This window comes from Octadecabacter ascidiaceicola (assembly GCF_900185015.1).
Taxonomy (GTDB): Bacteria; Pseudomonadota; Alphaproteobacteria; order Rhodobacterales; family Rhodobacteraceae; genus Octadecabacter; species Octadecabacter ascidiaceicola.
Map to the genome: position 1 here is coordinate 237,218 of NZ_FXYD01000002.1, position 21,249 is coordinate 258,466.

17 protein-coding genes and 1 tRNA gene are annotated in these 21,249 nt (G+C 56.5%); 6 read left to right on the plus strand and 12 right to left on the minus strand.

The genetic code is table 11. The features are described 5' to 3' along the window. Positions 1-10 precede the first annotated feature (10 nt). Together OCA8868_RS06570 and OCA8868_RS06575 are read right to left on the minus strand one after the other, a co-directional pair. Entirely contained in the window at positions 11-3,136 is a 3,126-nt protein-coding gene (locus tag OCA8868_RS06570; RefSeq protein WP_093996179.1) for a valine--tRNA ligase, read from the minus strand. A 66-nt stretch (positions 3,137-3,202) separates the two neighbouring features. Further along, entirely contained in the window at positions 3,203-3,880 is a 678-nt protein-coding gene (locus OCA8868_RS06575; protein WP_281253607.1) for an HD domain-containing protein, read from the minus strand. 164 nt (positions 3,881-4,044) lie between these two features. Between OCA8868_RS06575 and OCA8868_RS06580 the strand changes: the two genes are divergently transcribed. After that, a complete protein-coding gene (locus OCA8868_RS06580; RefSeq protein ID WP_093995776.1) occupies positions 4,045-5,109 on the plus strand; it encodes a T6SS phospholipase effector Tle1-like catalytic domain-containing protein in 1,065 nt (354 codons plus the stop codon). Between the two features lie 125 nt (positions 5,110-5,234). Here OCA8868_RS06580 and metF read toward each other — a convergent pair whose 3' ends face one another. Continuing rightward, complete coding sequence (gene metF / locus OCA8868_RS06585) at positions 5,235-6,098, minus strand: methylenetetrahydrofolate reductase [NAD(P)H] (RefSeq protein ID WP_093995777.1); 864 nt, start codon at positions 6,096-6,098, stop codon at positions 5,235-5,237. A gap of 94 nt (positions 6,099-6,192) precedes the next feature. On the opposite strand from metF, the gene OCA8868_RS06590 reads away from it, so the two are divergent. Next, the gene (locus OCA8868_RS06590) at positions 6,193-7,098 is read left to right on the plus strand and encodes a LysR family transcriptional regulator (RefSeq protein ID WP_093995778.1); all 906 of its coding nucleotides are present in this window, start codon (positions 6,193-6,195) and stop codon (positions 7,096-7,098) included. On the opposite strand, the gene OCA8868_RS06595 is transcribed toward OCA8868_RS06590, so the two are convergent. Beyond that, the gene (locus OCA8868_RS06595) at positions 7,095-8,996 is read right to left on the minus strand and encodes a putative bifunctional diguanylate cyclase/phosphodiesterase (protein WP_179214802.1); all 1,902 of its coding nucleotides are present in this window, start codon (positions 8,994-8,996) and stop codon (positions 7,095-7,097) included. The genes OCA8868_RS06590 and OCA8868_RS06595 overlap by 4 nt on opposite strands. Before the next feature lie 211 nt (positions 8,997-9,207). Between OCA8868_RS06595 and OCA8868_RS06600 the strand changes: the two genes are divergently transcribed. Then, positions 9,208-10,002, plus strand: a complete 795-nt coding sequence (locus OCA8868_RS06600; protein WP_093996180.1) for an inositol monophosphatase family protein — start codon at positions 9,208-9,210, stop codon at positions 10,000-10,002. 12 nt (positions 10,003-10,014) lie between these two features. On the opposite strand, the gene OCA8868_RS06605 is transcribed toward OCA8868_RS06600, so the two are convergent. From OCA8868_RS06605 to putA, 4 genes are read right to left on the minus strand one after another with little or no spacing between them, the layout of a single operon-like run. Continuing rightward, a complete protein-coding gene (locus tag OCA8868_RS06605; protein ID WP_093995780.1) occupies positions 10,015-10,398 on the minus strand; it encodes a VOC family protein in 384 nt (127 codons plus the stop codon). Between the two features lies 1 nt (position 10,399). Next, positions 10,400-10,765: a GFA family protein gene (locus OCA8868_RS06610; RefSeq protein WP_093995781.1), complete on the minus strand. Its 366-nt coding sequence runs from the start codon at positions 10,763-10,765 to the stop codon at positions 10,400-10,402. Next, positions 10,762-11,502 carry a rhomboid family intramembrane serine protease gene (locus OCA8868_RS06615; RefSeq protein WP_093995782.1) on the minus strand — a complete coding sequence of 247 codons (741 nt, stop codon included), beginning with the start codon at positions 11,500-11,502 and terminating at the stop codon, positions 10,762-10,764. Before OCA8868_RS06615 ends, OCA8868_RS06610 begins: the two co-directional genes overlap by 4 nt. A gap of 48 nt (positions 11,503-11,550) precedes the next feature. Continuing rightward, on the minus strand, positions 11,551-14,925 hold the full coding sequence (gene putA / locus OCA8868_RS06620) for a bifunctional proline dehydrogenase/L-glutamate gamma-semialdehyde dehydrogenase PutA (RefSeq protein ID WP_093995783.1): 3,375 nt from the start codon (positions 14,923-14,925) through the stop codon (positions 11,551-11,553). Between the two features lie 123 nt (positions 14,926-15,048). Here putA and OCA8868_RS06625 point away from each other — a divergent pair, with 123 nt between their 5' ends. From OCA8868_RS06625 to OCA8868_RS06635, 3 genes are all read left to right on the plus strand, one after another. After that, positions 15,049-15,534, plus strand: coding sequence for an Lrp/AsnC family transcriptional regulator (locus OCA8868_RS06625; protein WP_093995784.1), 486 nt, complete (start codon positions 15,049-15,051; stop codon positions 15,532-15,534). Between the two features lie 30 nt (positions 15,535-15,564). After that, entirely contained in the window at positions 15,565-16,116 is a 552-nt protein-coding gene (locus tag OCA8868_RS06630; protein ID WP_093995785.1) for a tetratricopeptide repeat protein, read from the plus strand. A 49-nt stretch (positions 16,117-16,165) separates the two neighbouring features. Beyond that, positions 16,166-16,251: transfer RNA gene (locus OCA8868_RS06635), tRNA-Leu, on the plus strand. Positions 16,252-16,404: 153 nt separating this feature from the next. Here OCA8868_RS06635 and OCA8868_RS06640 read toward each other — a convergent pair. The 4 genes from OCA8868_RS06640 to OCA8868_RS06655 form a co-directional block, all read right to left on the minus strand. Continuing rightward, complete coding sequence (locus OCA8868_RS06640) at positions 16,405-17,196, minus strand: lytic murein transglycosylase (RefSeq protein WP_093995786.1); 792 nt, start codon at positions 17,194-17,196, stop codon at positions 16,405-16,407. A 102-nt stretch (positions 17,197-17,298) separates the two neighbouring features. Then, positions 17,299-19,011, minus strand: coding sequence for a methionine--tRNA ligase (metG, locus tag OCA8868_RS06645; protein ID WP_093995787.1), 1,713 nt, complete (start codon positions 19,009-19,011; stop codon positions 17,299-17,301). Between the two features lie 164 nt (positions 19,012-19,175). Beyond that, entirely contained in the window at positions 19,176-19,862 is a 687-nt protein-coding gene (locus OCA8868_RS06650) for a hypothetical protein (RefSeq protein ID WP_143849555.1), read from the minus strand. 126 nt (positions 19,863-19,988) lie between these two features. Then, a complete protein-coding gene (locus OCA8868_RS06655; RefSeq protein ID WP_093995789.1) occupies positions 19,989-21,215 on the minus strand; it encodes an MFS transporter in 1,227 nt (408 codons plus the stop codon). Positions 21,216-21,249 lie beyond the last annotated feature (34 nt).

The window sequence follows — 21,249 nt, forward strand, 5'->3', positions numbered from 1 at the left end:
ACCCGCCCTTTTAGATTTCGTTAAGTTGGGCCAAGGCCGCTGTCAGCTGGGCAATTTCCTCTTCGCGTAGGGCGAGGTTGGCTTTGGCTTCGGCGACGACTTCTGCTGTGGCGTTTTCAGCGAATTTGGGATTACCCAAGCGTCCACGCAGTCCGCCTGCTTCTTTCTCGACCTTACCCAAGGACTTGGTAATGCGGGCTTTTTCCGCGTCCACGTCGATGATGTCGGCCAGTGGCAACGCGAATGTCGCGCCCTTGGTGCCGACCATCATGGAACCCTTTGGGGCATCCCCAACGGTCAGGTCATCGACCCGTGCAAGACGTTTGATCAGGGCTTCGTTGTTGGCCCACGCGGTCTTGGCGGCGTCGTCCGCTTCTGTCTGGATCAATGGCACGTAAAGCCCCGCTGGAACGTTCATCTGGGCGCGGGTTGAGCGAATGTTTTCAATGACTTGAATGACCCATGACATCTCGGCGTCTGCCGCGTCATCAATCAAATCAGCGCCGTATTCGGGCCAGTCCTGATGTGTTAACAGGGTTTCATTGCCATCCAGCGCCCAGAGTTCTTCGGTGATGAAGGGCATGATCGGGTGCATCAGGATCAGGCATTGATTCAATACCCAGTTCATAACCCGTTGAGTTTCCTGCTTTTCTTCGTCGGATCCGTCCATCAACAGCGGCTTGGACAGTTCTACATACCAATCGCAAACCTTGCCCCAAACGAACTTATACAGCGTGTCGGCGGCGTCGTTGAAGCGGTAAGTATCAAGGGCGGCGTTAACATCTGTTAATGCGCGGGTGGTCTCTCCGATGATCCATTTGTTAACGGATTGGGTGATATGGGTTGGGTATGGGTCCGATATGGGTCCGGTATGGGCGCGATCCATCCCGAAGGCACCGTTCATTTCGGCGAAACGGCAGGCGTTCCACAGTTTGGTGCCGAAGTTTCGGTAGCCTGCGATGCGCTGTGTGTCGAGTTTCAGGGCACCGCCAAGAGAGGCCATCGCCGCATTGGTGAAGCGCAGCGCGTCGGCGCCGTATTCGTCGATGATGTCGAGCGGGTCGATGACGTTGCCCGTGGATTTCGACATCTTCTTACCCTTGGCATCGCGCACGAGGCCGTGGAGGTAGATGGTGTCGAACGGGATTTGATCGACGACAGCCAGCTGCATCATCATCATTCGCGCGACCCAGAAGAACAGAATGTCCTGACCTGTGATGAGGTCGGATGTTGGGAAGTATTTGGCGAGTTCAGGCGTGTCCTCGGGCCAGCCGAGGGTGCCGATGGGCCAGAGGCCGGAGGAGAACCATGTGTCGAGGACGTCGGGGTCGCGATCTAATCGTACGGATGCGAAGAGTGACCCGTCCTTTGCTGATTTGAAAACCTTGGCTGTTTTGCCAAAACCCTCTGTCTCCGATATCAACTCATCGGAACCGTATGGATTTGTATTATGGTATTCTTCGAATGAGGCCATAGTACAATGAGCCGCGTCGATTAAAATTGCTGATGAGTTGTCTATTGAATTCTCGATAGACAGTTTCAGAGCTTCATCTTCGCTGGAGCAACTAATTTGGACGGCTGAAGCCGAGAGCTTTCCATCAACGCCAATGCTCGGAGAGAACCAAACCGGAATCTGGTGGCCCCACCACAGTTGACGGGAGATGCACCAAGGCTCGATGTTTTCGAGCCAGTGGTAGTATGTTTTCTCGCCGCTCTCAGGCAGGATTTTGACCGTGCCGTCGCGGACAGCATCCAGTGCGGGTTTCACGATTTTGTCGGTTTCAACGAACCATTGGTCCGTCAGCATGGGTTCGATAACGACCTTTGAGCGGTCGCCAAACGGCTGCATGATTTTCTTGTTCTCGACCATTGGGACGGTCTCAGTGATTTCCACCTTTTCGCCGTCGTCATTCTTAACGGTGCGGGTGACCTCGTGCATCACGGCGAGGCCTTCGGCGGTGATGTCAGCGATAACCGCTTCACGTGCTTCAAAGCGATCCATGCCGCGGTAGGCTTCGGGCACAAGGTTCATCGCGGCGATCATTGCCTCATCGAATTCTTGCTCGCCATTGGCGATGGCTTGGGCTGTTGCAGCTTCCTCAACGTAGGGCTTTCCGTCGGCACGCATCGCGCCTTTGGTGTCCATGAGGGAGTACATCGGGATGCCGCCGCGCTTGGCGACCATGTAGTCGTTGAAGTCGTGCGCACCGGTGATTTTTACGGCACCGGAGCCGAATTCCATGTCTGGGTAATCATCGGTGATGATCGGAATAAGACGGCGGAATTCTTTTGGGCCAACCGGAATTTCGCATAGTTTTCCGATGATTGGCGTGTAACGTTCATCCCGTGGGTTCACCGCGACAGCGCCGTCACCGAGCATGGTTTCGGGGCGTGTGGTCGCGATTGAGATATAGTTACGCGTTTCGCTAAGTATTACATTTCCGTCTTCATCCTTCTCGACGTACTCATAAGTCGCGCCACCCGCGAGCGGGTATTTGAAGTGCCACATATGGCCGTCGGTTTCGATGTTCTCAACCTCAAGATCGGAGATCGCGGTTTCGAAATGCGGGTCCCAGTTGACGAGGCGTTTGCCGCGATAGATCAGGCCTTTGTTGTACATCTCAACGAAGACTTTGATCACGGCGTCGTGGAAGTTGCCTTGCGCATCGGCGGGGGCACCGGGGGCGCCGGACATGGTGAAGGCTTCGCGGGACCAATCGCAAGACGCGCCGAGGCGTTTGAGTTGGTTGATGATCTGGCCGCCGGATTCAGCCTTCCAGTCCCAGACCTTTTCGAGGAACTTTTCGCGGCCCAGTTCGACGCGTTTGGGTTGCTGGGTTTCGGCGAGTTGGCGTTCCACGACCATCTGCGTGGCGATGCCTGCGTGGTCCGTGCCCGGCTGCCAAAGGGTGTCAAAACCGCGCATGCGGTGCCAGCGGACCAGAATGTCCTGCAGCGTGTTGTTGAAGGCGTGGCCCATGTGCAGAACGCCCGTGACGTTCGGGGGCGGGATCATCACGCAATAGGTGTCGTCACGTTTGGCATTTGCGCCCGCCTTGAACGCGTCGTTAGACAGCCAGCGGTCGGTGATGCGGGCCTCGGCCTCGCGTGCGTCGAATTTCTTTTCCATTGGCATGGGATGCGCCCTTTTCATCTGTTGGGCGAGGGATACTCAAACACAGGGCAAAGGGGAAGGTGGCAGTTACAAAAACAAGGGCTCGCGTTCGCCGGTGCGGATCACGGTGGGATCGTAGGGTTCGCGGGCGAAGACGTCGCGCACCATCGGGGCGAAGTGTTCGATGGGTTTGTGGGTATAGGCGGGGTCAAACGAGTTTTGGTCCCAGCGTTCGCAGAAGGTCGCGCAGTCGTCGAAATAGGGGTGGCCCGCGTAGGTGTTTCGTTTGTCGGGGTCAGCGCCGACGTGGTTGCCGTAATAGGCCAGTTGGAAATCGCCGTGTTTTTCGACGACCCATGTGACTTGTTCACGCACAAACGGGCGCAGGATGCTGGCGGCGTATTCGTCGTGATTGTAGGGCGCAAAGATGTCGCCGATGTCGTGAAGCAGGGCCGCAACGATCCAGTCGATGTCTGCGTTGTCTTGCTCGGCACGGGTTGCGGCCTGCAAGGAATGCCCGAGGCGGCTGATCTGGTAGCCGGACAGGCTTTCATCAAGGCTGACGAGCGCGCCGAGCAGGCGGTCTGCGGTGCCTTTGGTGTAGGCGATCTCGTGTTCGGTCAGAAAGGCGTAGTCTTCTGCGTCACCGTCTTTCATCTGGGTAAACTTGACGTGGTCCATGGCGTGGCTTTCTGAATAGGGCTGTTGATGTTCGTAGTGTGGCGCGTTGTGTGATCGCTGGCAATTGAGTGGAGTCTGCGAAATGACGGCGTAAACAACCCTTCGTCATTTCACACATTGGGGCTAGACCAGCAGCCTAGAGCGATTAGGGTTCTAGGTATGCAGACCGCCCGTTACGATATTGAAAGCTTTCAGGTTGATGATGGCCTCATGAGAGACATCCTTCTTTGCATGAGAAAGGGCGCTAGATGGCGCTGACAAACTGGATCAAAAGTATTTTCGGACGCGGGCGTCAGCACGAAACGGCTGGCGTTCGTAAGCGCGGGCAGGCGACCCATGTTATCATTCTGGATGGGACGATGTCGTCCTTGCTTGGCGGCGAAGAGACCCATGCGGGCCAGCTATATAAACTACTGCAAGAAGCCAGCGGCACAGCCAAGCTTGGGGCGAACCTGACCATTTATTATGAACCGGGGATCCAGTGGAAAGACTGGGGCGCGACGTTGGATGTGATGCAGGGGCGTGGGATCAACCGCCAGATCAAACGCGCGTATGGCGTGCTGGCGACGCGCTACCGCGAGGGGGATCGCATTGTTTTGGCTGGATATTCCCGTGGGGCTTATGCGGCACGATCCCTTGCGGGGGTGATTGATCTTGTTGGGTTGGTGAAAACTGACTGGGCCACTGAACGCAATGTTCAATTGGCCTATCGCCACTATCGCAGAGGCGGGCGCGGGGTGGCGGCGCAGGCGTTTCGCAAGCGCCATTGCCATTCGGCCGTTGAGATTGAGGCCGTGGCCGTTTGGGACACCGTAAAAGCTCTCGGGGTTCGATTGCCGTTCTTGTGGCGTTGGTCAGCGGTTGAGCATCAGTTTCATAACCACGCCTTGGGTGCGTCTATTAAGAACGGGTTTCATGCGCTCGCGTTGGATGAAACCCGCGAGGCCTATGCGCCCGTGCTTTGGGCGTGCCCGCCTGGATGGCAGGGACGCATGGAGCAGGTTTGGTTTCCTGGTACCCATGGCGACGTTGGTGGGCAGCTTGGCGGAAATGAAGCAGCGCGCCCTTTGGCGAACCTGTCTCTCGTTTGGATGTTGGAACGGCTTGAGATGTGTGGGGTGCCCCTGCCGAGCGACTGGGCAACGCGGTTTCCGACCGATGCGACGGCGCCGTCTACGGGAAGTTGGCGCGGTTGGTCGAAGTTGTTTCTGGTGCGCAAATCCCGTGTGGTCGGGCGCGATCCGTCAGAGACATTCCACCCGAGCGTTGCAGAGCGCCACCCCAATGACACCAAATTCGCCGTTCCCAACTGAACACAAGCGGGGCTTGTGTGCATTTTTGTTTGGGATGCTTGGCTGGCGTGAGCCCGCAATGTTTGGGGGCCTGAGCGTTTTGATCGGGTGGATTTGAGTATTTTTGAGCCAAAGAAAGTGGAGGATTATGCCACGTTCTGAAGGGTTTGTTTCGGGGTGACGCCAAGGGCGTGGCAGATATCACGCGTGAGTTCTGGTTTGTTCAATGTGTAGAAGTGCAAATGGTCGACGCCTTGGGTTAGAAGGTCATCGCAGAGTTCGGTTGCTTGTGCGGTGGCCAGAAGGTCGAATGTTTCTGGATCTGTCGCTTTGGCAAAGGCGTCTTGCAGGACTTGCGGGATGTTTGCGCCGCAGCTGGTGGCGAATTTTTGCACGCCGGTCCAGTTCTCGATGGGTAGGATGCCTGGGATGATTGGCGCGGTGATGCCGGCATCCGCGCAGGCGTCGCGGAACCGTAGGAATATGTCTGCCTCAAAGAAAAACTGGGTGATGGCGCGGGTGGCGCCTGCGTCGATTTTGGTTTTGAGGTGGTCAATGCAGGCCTGTTGGCTGGTCGCAGTGGGGTGGGTTTCCGGGTAGGCGCCGACCGTGACTTCGAAACCCTCGTTGGCCAAGGCGCGAGTGAGGTCGATTGCGCCGTCAAAGCCTTCGGGGTGGGGGTGAAAGCTGGAAGCGCCTTTTGGCGGATCGCCGCGCAGGGCCACGATGTGGTTTACGCCTGCGGCTTTGTAGTCGCGCGCGATAGTGAGCGTTTCATCGCGTGTTGCATCCACACAAGTCAGGTGCGCGGCAACGTTGAGGTCACTGGTTTTCACAAGCGCATCTACCGCTTCATGGGTGAGGGTACGGGTCGTACCGCCTGCGCCGTAGGTTACGGAAACGAAGGTCGGGTCCAGCGGTGCCAAGGTTTGCACGCAATCGCGAAGGCGGAAGGAGGCCTGCACTGATTTTGGCGGGAAAAATTCGAATGAAATGGCTGGGCTGGACATTTGGACGTGCTCCGTAAGGTTGCATCCTTATCTGCTTTTGGACTACATGAGGCAAATTCATAACTTTCACGAACATCATGAAGTTGATTCAGGTATGCATATCGAGTTTCGCCATCTGCGCACGATTAAGGCCATCCATGAGATGGGTGGCTTGGCGCGTGCGGCAGACAGTTTGGGGATTACGCAGTCGGCGTTGAGCCATCAGATTAAAGGGATTGAGGATCAGGCCGGGGTGGAATTGTTTGTGCGCCGATCAAAGCCGTTGAAGCTGTCGGCGGCTGGGAAGCGGTTGTTGGCGGCCGCGGACCGGATCTTGCCGGAGGTCGCGGCATTGGAGGCCGAGTTTTCGGGGCTGGTGCAAGGTCATGCGGGGCGCATGCATATCGCGATTGAGTGTCATGCCTGTTTTGAATGGTTGTTTCCGGTGTTGGAAGGGTTTCGTAAGGCGTGGCCAGACGTGGATGTGGATATTCGGCCGGGATTGGCGTTCGATGCGATACCGGCCTTGCAAAAACAGCAGGTTGATCTTGTGGTGTCCTCTGATCCGGAGGACATCCCGGGAATAACGTTCCTGCCGTTGTTTGATTATGAACCTGTTTTTGTGGCGGCGACCAATCACCCGCTTGCGAACAAAGCCTATATCGATGCGGAAGATTTTCGCGGGGAAACCTTGATTACATATCCGGTCGAACGCGCGCGGTTGGATGTGTTTTCACAACTTTTGACGCCTGCAAACGTGCAGCCCGCGGAGGTTCGGCAGGTTGAGTTGACGGCGGTGATTTTACTGCTGGTGGCATCTGGGCGCGGGGTCTCGGTGTTGCCCGATTGGGTTGTACGGCAGGCATCGTACGGGTCTGACTTTGTTACGCGTCCTTTGACGAAACCGGGGCTTACCCGCCGTCTATTTGCGGCCGTTCGTGATGATGAAGCCGAATTGCCCTATGTTGCCCATCTGGTGCGACACGCACGCCAGGAGGCCGTAAAACTGCAAAGATCTTAGGCGGTTCGTTGCTTTTTGAGGAATTCGATCGCATCGCTAAGGGGGAGGGCGGCGCTATAGAGGAAACCTTGTGCGACCATGCAGCCCATATTGATTAACTGTTGGCTCTGGGCTTCCGTTTCGACACCTTCTGCGATCACGCTGACTCCGAGGCCGGATGCGATATCAAGGAACCCACGCACGAGGACCTCTGCAGTTGTGTCATGGCCGAGATCTGAAACGAAACTTGTATCGATTTTAAGCTCATCGAAATCCAGCTGACGCAGGTGGTGGAACGATGCGAAGCCTGTGCCGAAGTCGTCCAGTGAAATACGCACACCAAGATCGTGGAATGTTTTGATGGACGCTTGAATGGTATCTGCGGCGCGCGCGATGAAAACGTCTTCGGTGATCTCAAAAGTGATGTGTTTGGCCACAGCAGGTCGCGCAGTGACGATGCGTTCAAGGTCCTTGCGGCCTGAATGGGTGGCAAGGGCGGATTCGGGGACGTTCAAGGAGACTTGGCCGGGATTTAGGCCAAGGTTTAATAGTGCTTCAACGTCGCGAAACACCTGCGTCGCAATGCAGATCATGAAGTCGCCTTGCAACCCAAGGTCATTGATATGGAACAAAAAATCGGGCGGAGTTCGGATGCCGTCACTTGGGTCGTCCCAACGTGCGAGCGCTTCGAACCCGATGATCTGGCCTGTTTGTAAGTGAATCTTGGGTTGGTAATATGGGCGTACAGTTTCATTCGTGATGCTATCGACAAGCGCTTGTTTCTGATCTGCCGTAAGGCGCGGCGCGAATTGGTCTGCCTCATATAGAACGGGCACTCGGTTGGGCGATGACTTGGCGGCGAACATAGCCTGATCGGCTGCGGAACAAAGGGCGGGAACGGTTGCGAGCGGTGCTTGTAAGGACTCACCCGTTTTTGAGATGCCTATACTTGCAGTGACTTTCAGCATGCGCTCGTTCCACAAAATGGGGAGCGCGATGTTCTTGCACATGTCTTTGGCGAGTTTGAAAACATCCACCTCTTCATCAACAAACACAGCGCAGATAAATTCGTCGCCACCGAGGCGCCCGACAATTCCCATATCGCCGACCTGAACTTGCAAACGCGTTGCGATTTCACTCAGGACTTTGTCACCAGCTTCATGACTATAGGTGTCATTGATAGGTTTGAAGCTGTCGAGATCGACAAGAAGAACGGCAACTTCATTGTCGCCGTGGGTGCGATCTTCGAGCATAACATGTAATGCGACATCGAACGCGGGTCTGTTGAGGAGGCCAGTCAACGCATCGGTGCGTTGGGACTCTTCAAGTTGAGAAAGCCGAGTTGTCGCTGTGTGTTCCGCGTTAAGAAGGGCCGCCTCGGTTGCCAATTGCCTGCGCATTGTGTCGATCGTCGTATAAATGAAGATTACCATGAACGCGAAAGTGACGCTCCAATGGCTGAGCGGTGACGCCATAGGTTCCGATGTCGGCAATCTGAATGACGCAACCACCATAAGAAAAAGAACAGGGATGAGCATCGTGTACGCAATCGTCGGGACGCGAGACCATGTGTTAACGATGTACACTTGTACCCCGATTAGCCATAGCGTGGCCGTCAGTTTCATCGCAAGCGAGGGTTCGGACGCAAGAAGCACTGCAGGGGCGACATAGATCAATGAATTGACAAAAAACAAAACCATGAGAACCAAAAGCACGTGGTCCTTGGAAAACTGGTCAAACGGCTGAAGCCCCCTAAACAACCTATACGTGCAAATCTTGGAAACAATCATCCAAACGCCTGTAAACAGCGCGATTGTCGTGTAGCCAAAGTGAAAACAAACAGCACATAAAAACAGGATGGATATGATTTGCAGAGGGTTGTCACGCGTTACGGTCGCTGTGATTGTCGCGAAATGCATCCGGTTTTGTTGTATTATTAGTCTTAGCATAACGGTCCAATGAGCATCTATCGCGCTAAGATCACACAAACATAGCGTGAAGGTTTTAGATAGTGCTCGAATTGCATTTAAGTTGCGCAATCACCCCCCTTGTTCGTAAATGACGCAGCCCCTATACGCCCCCAGAACTGATGCGGTGCCGATTTTTGGTCAACGCACAAAGGAGATCGACATGGTTGCCAGTGCAAACCTCAATGTGATGATGAAGACAGCCCGCCGCGCGGGGCGAGCGTTGCTAAAAGACTTCGGCGAAGTTGAGAACCTTCAGGTGTCCACAAAGGGCCCAGGCGACTTTGTGACGCGCGCGGATCGCAACGCGGAATACCTCATCAAAGAGGCACTGATGGAAGCCCGCCCGACCTATGGTTTTGTCGGCGAAGAAGGCACCGAGATCGAGGGCACAGACCCAACCCGCCGCTGGATCGTTGACCCGCTGGATGGCACAACGAACTACTTGCACGGTCTGCCGCACTGGGCTGTTTCAATTGCGCTTGAGCACAAAGGACAGATCGTGATTGGCGTCATTTATGACCCGATGAAGGACGAGCTGTTCTTTGCGGAAAAGGGCGAAGGCGCGTGGATGAACGAAAAGCGCCTGCGTGTTTCTGGCCGTACCCGAATGATCGAGAGCGTTTTTGCAACCGGATTGCCGTTTGCTGGGCGCACGGATTTGCCAGAGACTTTGCAAGACCTTGCACGGATTTTGCCAACATGCGCCGGTGTGCGTCGCTGGGGGACCGCATCGCTTGATTTGGCCTATGTGGCCGCAGGTCGTTACGATGGTTTCTGGGAACGCCGTTTGCATGCATGGGATATGGCTGCGGGCCTGATCATCGTGCGTGAGGCGGGTGGTATGGTTGAATCCATCAACCCTGCCAATGACATCCTTGAATCCGGTGAGGTCATCTGTGCGGCTGAACCGATTTTTGAGAAGTTCTCAAAGGTGATCCGCTCTAAGTCTTCCTAACGCTAAACCGACTTAAAGTTCAGCGAAGATATCAATCTGGTAGCCGTCAGGGTCTTTGACCGTGGCGTAGCGCTGGCCCCAGAACGCATCCCAAGGTTCAACCGTAAGAATGTGTCCGGCGTCTTTTAGGGCGGCGGCAACTGCGTTCACTTCGGCGGGGGTGTCACACAGCATTGCAAAACTGGAATGGTTGGGCGGTGTTGGTGCGTGCCCAGTAAGCTGTTCCATGAGTTCCGCCGTGTCGATCATCAAGCGCACTTCGCCAGGTTTGGTTATGGGTTCGACGTGTTGGTCGTCAGGGCCAACCTCGGGGAATTCAAACCCCAGAAGTTTGTAAAACGCGACCGTTTTGGCCATGTCCGTTGAAGACACTGCGACGGCATCCAGTTTGATCATCTTATGCCTTCCGGTCTGAAGGGTGATTGACACCATCGTTCCAGACGATCGGTTCATGTTCGGCAGGGTTCACGCCGTCTATGCCGCCCATGTTTACCCCGTACTCATTGGGATTTGAACGTCGCTGGTGATGCGTATAGATCCCGCAGGTCTTACAGAAGTGGTGCTTGGCGGTGTTGGTGCCAAAGCTATAGAGCGTCAGGTTATCCGCGCCTTTGACAACTTCGAGGTCGCCGACATTCACGCTGACGGCAGCCGCGCCGCGACGTCGACAGAATGAGCAATCACAGCGCCGCGCAGTGTTTAGCCCGTCTGACAGGGTGACGCGCAGCTCAACTGCGCCGCAATGACAGGTGACTTTGGTCATCGGTTCCTCCGAATTACGGGAATGTTAGAGCGGGTGTAGGTTGCCTCAGGGTGGGGCGGGTGGCCTTCGGTGCGGTCCCAATAGCGGGTTGATCCGCGGCGTAGCCAGATTGGAATGGTCATCACAAAGCCCGCGATAAAGCCGCCGACATGGGCCCAATATGCTGTGCCGCCGCCCTGTAAGTCACTGCCCAGCCCGTTGAAGACTTGAAGCGCCATCCAGATGCCAAGCACGATAAAGGAGGGGATCGGGATGATGCGCACGATGATGATGAAGAACAACAACACATCAACGCGGGCCTTCGGGAACAGCAACAGATAGCCCCCCATAACGCCAGCGATCGCGCCGGATGCGCCCACCATCGGAATGGCGCTGCTCGGGTTGGGAAGGTATTGCAGATAGGCTGCAGCAAACCCGCTGAGGATATAGAACCCCAAGAACGGGAGATGCCCCAGCTCTTCTTCCATGTTGTCGCCAAATATCCACAAAAACAGCATGTTACCAGCAAGGTGCATGAAGCCGCCGTGCAGGAACATGTGCGTGAAAAAGCCGAGGTTACCCGCGCCATTTTCAAACTGTACAGGCCAGAAGGCGTAATCAATGAGGAACTGATTGCTGGCCGTGACGCTGGTAAGAACGCCGTATTGCCATGCAAAGACCAAGACGTTCAGCCCAATCAGGGCGAAGGTCACATAAGGGGTTTTCTCGGACGGGTTGTGATCGCGAATTGGAAACATGCCTGACCGTCCGCGAATGGGGGCGGACGGTCAAGCATATTTCGCGGATCAACCGCCGACTTCGGCCAAAAGTGCTGCGTTGCCGCCTGCCGCCGTTGTGTCGATGCAGATGTGGCGTTCGTGCAGGACGTGGCCTTCGTTGAGCGGTTCGGTGATCAGCGGAACAATTGCGCCCGTGCGTTGGGCGAGTGCGCGTTCTATGCGCCGCGCGGTTTCGACGTCTCCTTGCCAGACGACAGCGGCGAATGTCATGGATTGTAGTTCGTCGTCGGTGACGTCGTCATCATGGACCATCGGGATTCCGCCAAGGTCCAAAACCCTGTCCGCTTGCGCCTGTTTGTCTGGCCCGAGGCACAGGATCGCGCCACGCGGATGGGTCGATAGGCGGTTGGATTCACCCGTTGGACCGGGCAAGTCAACCGGGGCTGGGGGGATGTCTGGATAGTCAACGGACGCCGCGAAACGTGGCATATACATTGGGCCGCCAGCCTTGGGGCCAGTGCCAGAAAGCCCTTCACCGCCAAAGGGTTGGCTGCCAACGACTGCGCCAATTTGGTTGCGGTTGACGTAGATATTTCCTGCGTTGATGTCCTCAACCACTTGCTGCACGCGGTCATCAATGCGGGTGTGCAGGCCAAACGTCAGCCCGTAGCCCGTGGCGTTGATATCCGCGATGATCTTGTCGAGGTCTTGGGATTTATAGGTTGCAATGTGCAGAACAGGGCCGAAGATTTCACGGGTGAGGTCGGCGATGCCGTTCACCTTGATCGCTGTCGGCGCGACGAAGGTGCCGATGTCCGGCACGGGCAAGGCATGCAGCACGCGACCCTCTGCGGCGGCGGTATCTATGTGGTCTTGGATGCTTTTGCGCGCGGCTTCGTCAATGACGGGGCCAACATCGGTGGACAGGTGCCACGGATCGCCCAAGTGTAGCTCGTTCATCGCACCTTTGAGCATGTCGATGACTTTGTCGGCGATGTCTTCTTGCAGGTAGAGGCACCGCAGGGCCGAACAGCGTTGGCCCGCCGATTGGAACGCCGATTGCACGATGTCGCGCACGGCGTGTTCGGGCAGAGCGGTCGAATCCACGATCATAGCATTTAAGCCACCCGTTTCCGCAATAAGCGGCGTGCCGGGGGCGCAGTGGTCGGCCATGCTTGCGCGGATTTTTAGCGCGGTGGGCGTGGAGCCTGTAAAGGCGACGCCGTTTATGCGCGGATCAGAGGTAAGCGCCGCACCGATATCGCCGCCCCCGGGCAGGAGGTGAAGGACATCTGTTGGAACGCCGACTTCATACATGATTTGAACCGCGCGATGTGCGATCAGGCCGGTTTGCTCGGCGGGTTTTGCAAGAACGGCGTTTCCAGCGGCAAGCGCTGCTGAAATTTGTCCTGTGAAGATCGCCAGTGGGAAGTTCCACGGTGAAATGCAGGTCCAGATGCCGCGCGCGGTTGGGGAGCGTTGTTCCGCTTCAGTCGCGTAATAATGTAGGAAATCAACGGCTTCACGAATTTCACCAACGGCATCAAGCATTGTTTTGCCCGCTTCACGATGCAGCATCGCGAAGAGTTCTTCGGCGTTGTTTTCATAGGCCGCAGCGACGCGGCGCAGCACGTCTGCACGATCTTTCACGGGCGCACCCCATGGTTTGGCAGCTTCGATTGCGGCCGTCGCGTCCGCGGGCGAAGCCCATGTGATTTGCCCAACGGTGTCCTTTTTGTTTACGGGATTGAGGACGGCGCGGGGACTAGAAGTCGCATCGTTGCCGCGTGCGGACGACAACGGGGCTGCGGCCCAAAGATGGTTGAGAAACGGTGTTCGCCCCTGATCAATCTCGTCTAAAGTCGGGCGGTGGGTGATGTCCCAGCCTTTGGCGTTGGCGCGGTGGGGCGCGAACAGGGCGGGGCCTTTGGGCAGGTTTGGCGTTGCACCGATGTCCTTGAACGGATCAGCTGCGACGACTTCTGGCGCGACGTCTTCATCGACGATTTGGTTCACGAAACTGCTGTTGGCGCCGTTTTCAAGCAGGCGGCGCACGAGGTAGGCGAGCAGGTCTTCGTGGGCGCCGACAGGGGCGTAGATACGGCAGCGGGTTTTGTTGGCGTTCAGCACGAGCTTATGGAGCGTTTCGCCCATTCCGTGCAGCCGTTGGAATTCGTATTCATTGGCGTTGACGCCCATGTCTTTTGCTATGTGCAGGATCGCCGCGACGGTGTGGGCGTTATGGGTGGCGAACTGCGGATAGATGCGGTCGGTCATGCCCAACAGTTTGCGGGCATTGGCGATGTAGCTGACATCGGTGTGGGATTTTGAGGTGAACACAGGGAAGCCATCAAGCCCAAGGACCTGTGCACGTTTGATCTCCGCGTCCCAATAGGCACCTTTTACGAGGCGCACCATCAGTTTGCGATCTGTGCGAATGGCGAGGTCGTTTAGCCAGTCGATGACGTAGCCCGCACGTTGCCCGAAGGCCTGCACGACGACACCGAAACCGTCCCAGCCTGAAAGGGCAGGATCGGAGACGACGGCTTCAATCACATCGAGTGAAAGCGAGAGGCGGTCGGCCTCTTCGGCGTCGACGTTGAAGCCTTGGCCAGCGGATTTCGCAAGCATCGCGAGGGAGCGAAGACGTGGGACGAGGTCTGCCATGACGCGGTCGCGCTGGGCTTCTTCGTAGCGGGGGTGCAGGGCGGAGAGTTTGACGGAAATGCCGGGGTTTTCGGCCACGGTGTCATGGGTGCAGGCATCCGAAATAGATGAAATCGCACGAGAATATGCGAGGTGGTAGTGTTTGGCGTCTTTCTCGGTGCGGGCCGCTTCGCCGAGCATGTCGTAGGAATAGGTGAAGCCGATGGCCTCCATTCCAGCGGCGCGTTTCATCGCCTTGTTGATGTCTTCACCGAGGACAAACTGACGGCCCATTTCACGCATAGCGCGGCCAACGGCGGTACGGATAACCGGTTCGCCAAGACGTTTGACGGCAGAGCGCAGGTGGCGGGTTAGCCCTGGTTTTTCGTCATCCAACACGCGCCCCGTTAGCATCAGTGCCCAAGTGGAGGCGTTAACCAAAGAGGACGCGGATTTGCCAAGGTGTGTGCCCCAGTCCGACGGCGCGATCTTGTCTTCGATCAAGGCATCAATGGTGTCGGCGTCCGGCACGCGCAGCAGGGCTTCGGCCAAACACATCAGGGCGATGCCTTCATCTGTGGACAGCCCATATTCCGCGAGGAAGACCTCCATCAAGCCCGGATCGGAGGCGGCGCGGATGTCACGAACGAGGTCGGCCCCGCTCGCCGCGATTGAAGCGCGATCCGCATCTGAAAGCTTGGCCGCGGTGACAAGCGCGTTCACGGCGTCAGTTTCTTCACGTAAGTATGCCTTGTCGATTTCGGCACGAAGGTGCGAAGCTGTGTTTTTTGACATGTGACACTCCAATTGACTTGATTTTAAGGCGGGTCTTTGGTCCAGTATATCGAGAGTTAGCGCGCCGAGTGAACTGTCTTTCTGATTTTTGGCACTCACTTCGACTGAAATAAGGGCAATTTAATGGACGAAGATACTTCTGAGCTGGATGGGTTTGATCGCAAGATTTTGGACGTTATTGCGGTTGAGGGGAGAATCACCGTTACGGATTTGGCCAAACGCATTGGGTTATCGAAATCACCCACTCAAGCGCGGCTTCGGCGGTTGGAAGAAACGGGAGTGGTGCGTGGGTATCGCGCATTGTTTGACCCCATTCGGCTGGGGCGCGACCATGTGGCGTTCGTTGAGGTGAAGCTGAGCGATACCCGCGAATCTGCTTTGGCGACGTTCAATAAGGCCGTGACCCAGATTCCAGAGATTGAGCAATGTCATTTGATTGCCGGTTCGTTTGATTATTTGCTGAAAGTGCGGACCGCGGGCATGGGGAGTTACCGCCTTGTTTTGGCAGATAAATTATCGACGTTGCCGCATGTTGCGAACACGTCGACCTATGTGGCAATGCAGGCTGTGAAAGAAGAAGCAATCGCGCCGCGAAGCGGTGACAGTTGACGAAACGCCAAACTGCGCCATCCTGACGGGATGAAACATGCCATTGCCTTTAGCCTGATTGCTGTGCCGTTTCTGGCGGGGCCTGCCGTTGCGGACTGTGCGGTGGGGCGGGATTACAGTGACGAATTGGCTGTCATTGTGGACCAGATGCAGTTCGCCCCCGATCAAGGCCGCGCCCAAGACCTGGCAAGTGAGATGTGGGAAATCTGGCTTGATGCGCCGGATGCCTTGGCGCAAGGGATGTTGGACGAGGGGTTGGCGCACCAACGGTATGGCGATTATGCGGCCAGCCGCGCGGTTCTGACTGAATTGATCGAGTACTGCCCCGATTACGCCGAAGGGTATAACCAACGTGCCTATGCCGCCTTTCTAGCCTTCGATTTTGAAGCTGCACTAACGGATTTGGATGTCGCGATAGCCTTGCAGCCGCTGCATTTGGGCGCGCTGACAGGCAAGGCACGGACCTTGATTGAAGTGGGGCGTGACGCCGAAGCGCAAGAAGTTTTGCGCACCGCTTTGGCGATCAATCCTTGGCTTGCGGAACGTGCATTGCTGACCGAGGAATTAGAGACAGATCTATAGGCGAAATGCACTGGACGCGCGGGTTGATTTGCCTATGTTGCGGGGGCTGGCCCGCGTGGTGGAATGGTAGACACTGGAGACTTAAAATCTCTTGGCCTTACGGCCGTGCCGGTTCGAGTCCGGCCGCGGGTACCAGCGTGCTTTCGTATTGCGAAAGCTCGTTAGGTTACGCAACCGCATGTGGCAGTCGTTTTGGAAAAACGATGAGAACATGCAGAACCACACAGAGCGACAAACGAAAAAGCCCCCGCCGTTAAGCGAGGGCCTAAAGTCATTCTTTTCAGACGGTTACTGTAAACGTGCCGCAGAAAGGGCGATCGCTTGTTGATAAACTGTTGCCGCGTTCCATTCGTTCAAAACGCGAAAGTTTGCGCTGCCTTCTTGGAAAGATGCACCGGGCTGCCAGCCTTTCTGACGCAGGAAATTCGCGGTGGAGGCGAGGCTGTCTGTGACGGAATACAGATCAACGCGGCCATTGCCGTCTGCATCAACGCCATAGCGTAGCGCGTTACCAGGCAGGAACTGGGTGTGGCCCATTTCGCCGTGGGCGGCGCCACGTTGGTTTGCGCCAAGGCCGCCTTGGTCAACCAGCATCAGCGCAGCAATCGCGTGGGGGGTGAAAAAGTCAGAGCGGCGGCAGTCGTAGGCGACGGTCGATATGCTGTCGACAACTGGTGTGTTGCCCATGGTGCGGCCAAATCCGGTTTCCATGCCGTGGATCGCCAGAAGGATGCCTGCTGGCACACCATAGGCGGATTCAAGGGAGGCGTAGAAATTTGGGTTCTTGTTACGCTCACGCTGCATTTGATTGGCGAAGCTATCAAGAGAGCCAAGGCGGATGCGGATGAATTCGTTCAGCTCATAACGCACACCGGTTTGGTTGCGGTCTGCGTTGATGGTGGATTGGCTGTATTGCGCGTTTGCGAGGGCTTGAAGGCCAGCCGAGCCAACACCCGCTGCGGCCGCTTCTTGTGCGAAGGCTTGTTTCCAAGCGCCAAAGCCTGACGCGTCGTTGCCGCAAGGGGCGGCGAGGGCAGGGGCCGCAAGGGCAATGAAGGCAGCAGCAAGAACGAAACGCATGGGAAAACTCCGGTAAATAAAGGTTAACCGAAGGTTATCAGGTTTTGGGCGGGTGCAAAGTCCGGAAAACGCGACCAAGTGGCGGTCTGCCGCCGATGGAATTTAGTCGCGTTTGCCTGCGAAACGTTCGGTCCATTCGATCCGCTGTTCGTCCGTGATTTTGGTGAACAGATTGTCCGGCACGGCGAAGGCGTGGCCTGCAGACAGGGCGTTCACGGCGGCGTTCATGTCGCTTGGCCAGTCCATATCGAGCGTGTTCATCGCGCTCAGCAGCTTGGCGCTGGCGGTTGGGATGAACGGCGCAGAAAGCACGGCGTAAACACGGATGAGGTTCAGCGCGAGGCGGATTTGCGCGGCGGCCTGATCGGGGTCAGTTTTGAACAGGGCCCACGGTGCAGCGGCCTGCAAGTATTCGTTGCCAGCGGCCCACATCGCGCGCAGCTCGGTCGCTGCTTTGCGAATTTCGATACCGTCCATCGCGGCCTCATACGCGGCGAGGCGTTTTTGAAGGTCCGCGATCAGGGTCGTTTCGGCCGCGCCCCATTCACCGCCTGCTGGCACGTCCTCAGAGTATTTCGAGCGGCAGAATTTGGTGACGCGGGAGACGAAGTTGCCCAAGACGTCGGCGAGGTCTTTGTTGCAGTCGGTTTGGAATTGTTCCCACGTGAATTCGGAATCCGACGTTTCGGGCGCACGGGACAGAAGCCACCAGCGCCAGTAATCGGCAGGTAGAATTTCAAGCGCTTGGTCCATGAACACGCCGCGTCCGCGTGAGGTTGAGAACTGGCCGCCGTCGTAGTTCAGATAGTTGAACGATTTCAGGTAGTCGACGCGTTTCCAAGGCTCGCCCGAGCCTAGAATTGTCGCGGGGAAGCTAAGTGTATGGAATGGCACGTTATCTTTGCCCATGAACTGGGTGTAGCGCACATCATCCGCGCCTTTGTCGGTACGCCACCAGCGCGCCCAGTCGTCACCTTTGCCGGCATCGACCCATTCTTGGGAACAGGCGATGTATTCGATGGGCGCGTCAAACCAGACGTAGAAAACCTTGCCTTCCATGCCGGGCCATTCTTCTTCGCCCTTCATCACGGGCACGCCCCAATCGAGGTCGCGGGTGATGCCACGGTCTTGCAAACCGTCGCCGTCATGCAGCCACTTCTTGGCAATCGACGTGGTCAGCACGGGCCACCCCGTTTGGCTGTCGATCCACGCGTCGATGTCGTCTTTCAGTTTGGATTGCAGCAGATAGAGGTGCTTGGTCTCGCGCATTTCCAGATCGGTCGAGCCAGAGATGGTGGAGTGCGGATTGATCAGGTCAACCGGATCCAGCAGCTTGCCGCAGTTGTCGCACTGATCGCCACGCGCATCTTCATAGGCACAGTTGGGGCAGGTCCCCTCAATATAACGATCGGGCAGGTAGCGGCCATCAGCATGGGAATACATCTGCGTTTCCATGCGTTCTTCGATCAGCCCATTGTCGGCCAGAACACCTGCAAAGTGCTGGGTCAGCTTGCGGTTTTGCTCGGAACTGGAACGGCCGTAGTGGTCAAACGACAGGTTGAAGCCCTCGGCCAGCTTCGCCTGAACTTCCCACATCTCGGCGCAGTATTCATCAACCGGTTTGCCCGCTTTGGCTGCAGCAAGTTCGGCAGGGGTGCCGTGTTCGTCTGTGGCGCAAAGGAACAAAACCTCATCCCCACGCCCGCGCAAATAGCGTGCGTAAAGGTCTGCGGGCAGTTGGCTGCCGATCAGATTGCCGAGGTGTTTGATCCCGTTGATGTAGGGGATCGCGGAGGTGATGAGGTGACGTGCCATTGGGGTGTGTAAGTTCCTGCTGCTTTGGTGTTGTGCGCAGGTTTAGCGGAGCGACCGCATAAGGGCCAGCAACGTTCGGGTTCAAAGCACCATGCACCCCAATTGGTGTCAGGCCCGATGCCACGGAATCATAACATGGCATCGGGATAGACCATTAATTTAGTTTATTGCGGGAAAGGATAGTTTTTGCCCAACACTGTAGGGCTGTAGGCTGATCCCCAATGGCCGCCGAAGCTGACCTGGCCATTGCCATAGCCTACAAACGGGTCTGTTGAAAAATCTGTCCAGACAAACGGCACAATTGTTTCCAAGTTTGTATAGTCGGTGCAAAAGGTAAATGTTTCAAACCACTGCCATTCCGCACAAATCGTGTTGTACCCAGCCTCTGTGACGAAATTATACGAGCAGGACGTAGTCTCTTCGTTTGTTATGGTTTGCTCAATGCTGAACGTCGCTTTGAATTCCGCACTCACATTGCCCGGGCTCGCACCGACGGAGGCTTCAAATGTGCGTTGCGTTGTTGTCGAAAGCCCTGTTGTTGTTTGATAGTCTTTCGTAATATTGACCTCCCCTGCGAAACCTTGGGAACCAACCAGGTGCCATTGTCCGCGCGTAACAGCATTAAGGGTGGCAGGCACTTCAGAGAGCGCCGGATAGATGCCATGCTGACCGCTTCGCAAGTCGGCAAAAGTCGGGAGTGAAGCGGAATTCGTGATACATCTGAGTGAGTTTGTATCCACGGGTGTACTCGCAACTAAGTTCAAAGGCCCCAATGAGGGAAGTCCATCCGTATAAGATTGCGGTTCAGGAAATGCTGGTTTCGTAAAATTACTACGTAGAAATGTCTTCATTGATTTTGCTCCTCAGAAGGTTGAAGGGCCGTCTTGATGGTTAACCCTACGTCAGGAGGCCAGCTTTTTGGTGCATAAGCAACACATATTCACGCAGGGCGTGCTTTAGCGTGCGCGACTCCCTCTTTAGTTGCGCCCCCGCGACTTCCCCAACAACCGACCAATGATAAACGACGTGCGTGGGGCGTAGATGTAGCGGGTGCGGTCTTCGCGGGTTTCGCGTACGCGCATGCGTCCAAGGCCGAACACGATAAGTCCGATGTGGCCGAGTGAGATGAAGTAGAAAAGCGCCTCGGGGCCGAAGTTTTCGATCAATACGGACGTCACCCATGGGGCGGCGATGGCGCCTGTGGCATAGAAAAACATCAGTGCGGCGGAGAGTTCGACGCGTTCTTCAGCGGTTGCAAAGTCATGGGCGTGGGCCGCGGCGACGGAATAGACTGGGAAGGTCGTGAAGCCGAAGAACGCTGCACTAAACATCACGCCCGCGGTGCCAAGACCGGATGCAGCGACCGTTACGGCGCAGGAGAACACTGAAGCAACCGAAAGCCAGACCAGCACCCAACGCCGATCGAACTTATCTGCAAGCCAGCCCGTTGGGTATTGCGCCAGCGCGCCACCGGCGACGAAGGCGGCAAGGAACAACCCGATCTGGCTGGCGGCGAGGCCGACTTCTTGGCCATAGATTGGCCCGACCATTCTGAAAGACGCACTCGACATTGCGGCAACCAGAACACCCGCGACGGCAAGCGGTGACATGCGCCACGCCAGTGACGGGCGCAGGCGCGGGGCGTCGGGTGTTTCGGGCTGCGGAACGCGGGTCAACGCCAACGGAAGCATAGCCGCGCAGCACAAAATCGTTAGCAAATTATAGGCGATATAGGTTTCCATGCTGGCCAATGAGCCGATCATCAACTGCGCGATCAGGCTGCCGCCCATGTCGACGACACGGTAAAGACCCATTGCACGCCCGCGCGAGGCATTGGTGACCTTGGCCTGAAGCCAGCTTTCAATGACCGTGTAGCAACCCGCGATGCAAATGCCGGACATGATGCGCAAAAACGCCCATGCGATTGGGTCAAATATCAGGATGTGGCCCGCCATGCCGATGGCACCCATGGCTGTGAACACCGCAAACGCGCGGCTGTGGCCGACGTCCCCCATAAGGCGTGGTGCCCACCAACAGCCGATGAAAAAACCCGTGAAATGCATTGAGCCAAGGAAGCCGACTTCGCCACGGCTGAACCCGCTGCCAAGCCCCGTCAGCGCATCTAGCGGGCCAACGGCGCCGGAGGAAAGCTGCAACAAAGCCACAGAGAGCAACAGGGCCGCAAAGGAAATCATGAGTCTCATGAGAGTATAAGGGCCTGATCCAAGCGGCGGCGCT

Excerpts from the sequence above, each read along its gene's own strand:
- OCA8868_RS06570 (WP_093996179.1), bottom strand. The coding sequence starts at position 3,136 with ATGCCAATGGAAAAGAAATTCGACGCACGCGAGGCCGAGGCCCGCATC.
- OCA8868_RS06580 (WP_093995776.1), top strand. The coding sequence starts at position 4,045 with ATGGCGCTGACAAACTGGATCAAAAGTATTTTCGGACGCGGGCGTCAG.
- metF (WP_093995777.1), bottom strand. The coding sequence starts at position 6,098 with ATGTCCAGCCCAGCCATTTCATTCGAATTTTTCCCGCCAAAATCAGTG.
- OCA8868_RS06590 (WP_093995778.1), top strand. The coding sequence starts at position 6,193 with ATGCATATCGAGTTTCGCCATCTGCGCACGATTAAGGCCATCCATGAG.
- OCA8868_RS06595 (WP_179214802.1), bottom strand. The coding sequence starts at position 8,996 with ATGCATTTCGCGACAATCACAGCGACCGTAACGCGTGACAACCCTCTG.
- OCA8868_RS06600 (WP_093996180.1), top strand. The coding sequence starts at position 9,208 with ATGGTTGCCAGTGCAAACCTCAATGTGATGATGAAGACAGCCCGCCGC.
- OCA8868_RS06605 (WP_093995780.1), bottom strand. The coding sequence starts at position 10,398 with ATGATCAAACTGGATGCCGTCGCAGTGTCTTCAACGGACATGGCCAAA.
- OCA8868_RS06610 (WP_093995781.1), bottom strand. The coding sequence starts at position 10,765 with ATGACCAAAGTCACCTGTCATTGCGGCGCAGTTGAGCTGCGCGTCACC.
- OCA8868_RS06615 (WP_093995782.1), bottom strand. The coding sequence starts at position 11,502 with ATGTTTCCAATTCGCGATCACAACCCGTCCGAGAAAACCCCTTATGTG.
- putA (WP_093995783.1), bottom strand. The coding sequence starts at position 14,925 with ATGTCAAAAAACACAGCTTCGCACCTTCGTGCCGAAATCGACAAGGCA.
- OCA8868_RS06625 (WP_093995784.1), top strand. The coding sequence starts at position 15,049 with ATGGACGAAGATACTTCTGAGCTGGATGGGTTTGATCGCAAGATTTTG.
- OCA8868_RS06630 (WP_093995785.1), top strand. The coding sequence starts at position 15,565 with ATGAAACATGCCATTGCCTTTAGCCTGATTGCTGTGCCGTTTCTGGCG.
- OCA8868_RS06640 (WP_093995786.1), bottom strand. The coding sequence starts at position 17,196 with ATGCGTTTCGTTCTTGCTGCTGCCTTCATTGCCCTTGCGGCCCCTGCC.
- metG (WP_093995787.1), bottom strand. The coding sequence starts at position 19,011 with ATGGCACGTCACCTCATCACCTCCGCGATCCCCTACATCAACGGGATC.
- OCA8868_RS06650 (WP_143849555.1), bottom strand. The coding sequence starts at position 19,862 with ATGAAGACATTTCTACGTAGTAATTTTACGAAACCAGCATTTCCTGAA.
- OCA8868_RS06655 (WP_093995789.1), bottom strand. The coding sequence starts at position 21,215 with ATGAGACTCATGATTTCCTTTGCGGCCCTGTTGCTCTCTGTGGCTTTG.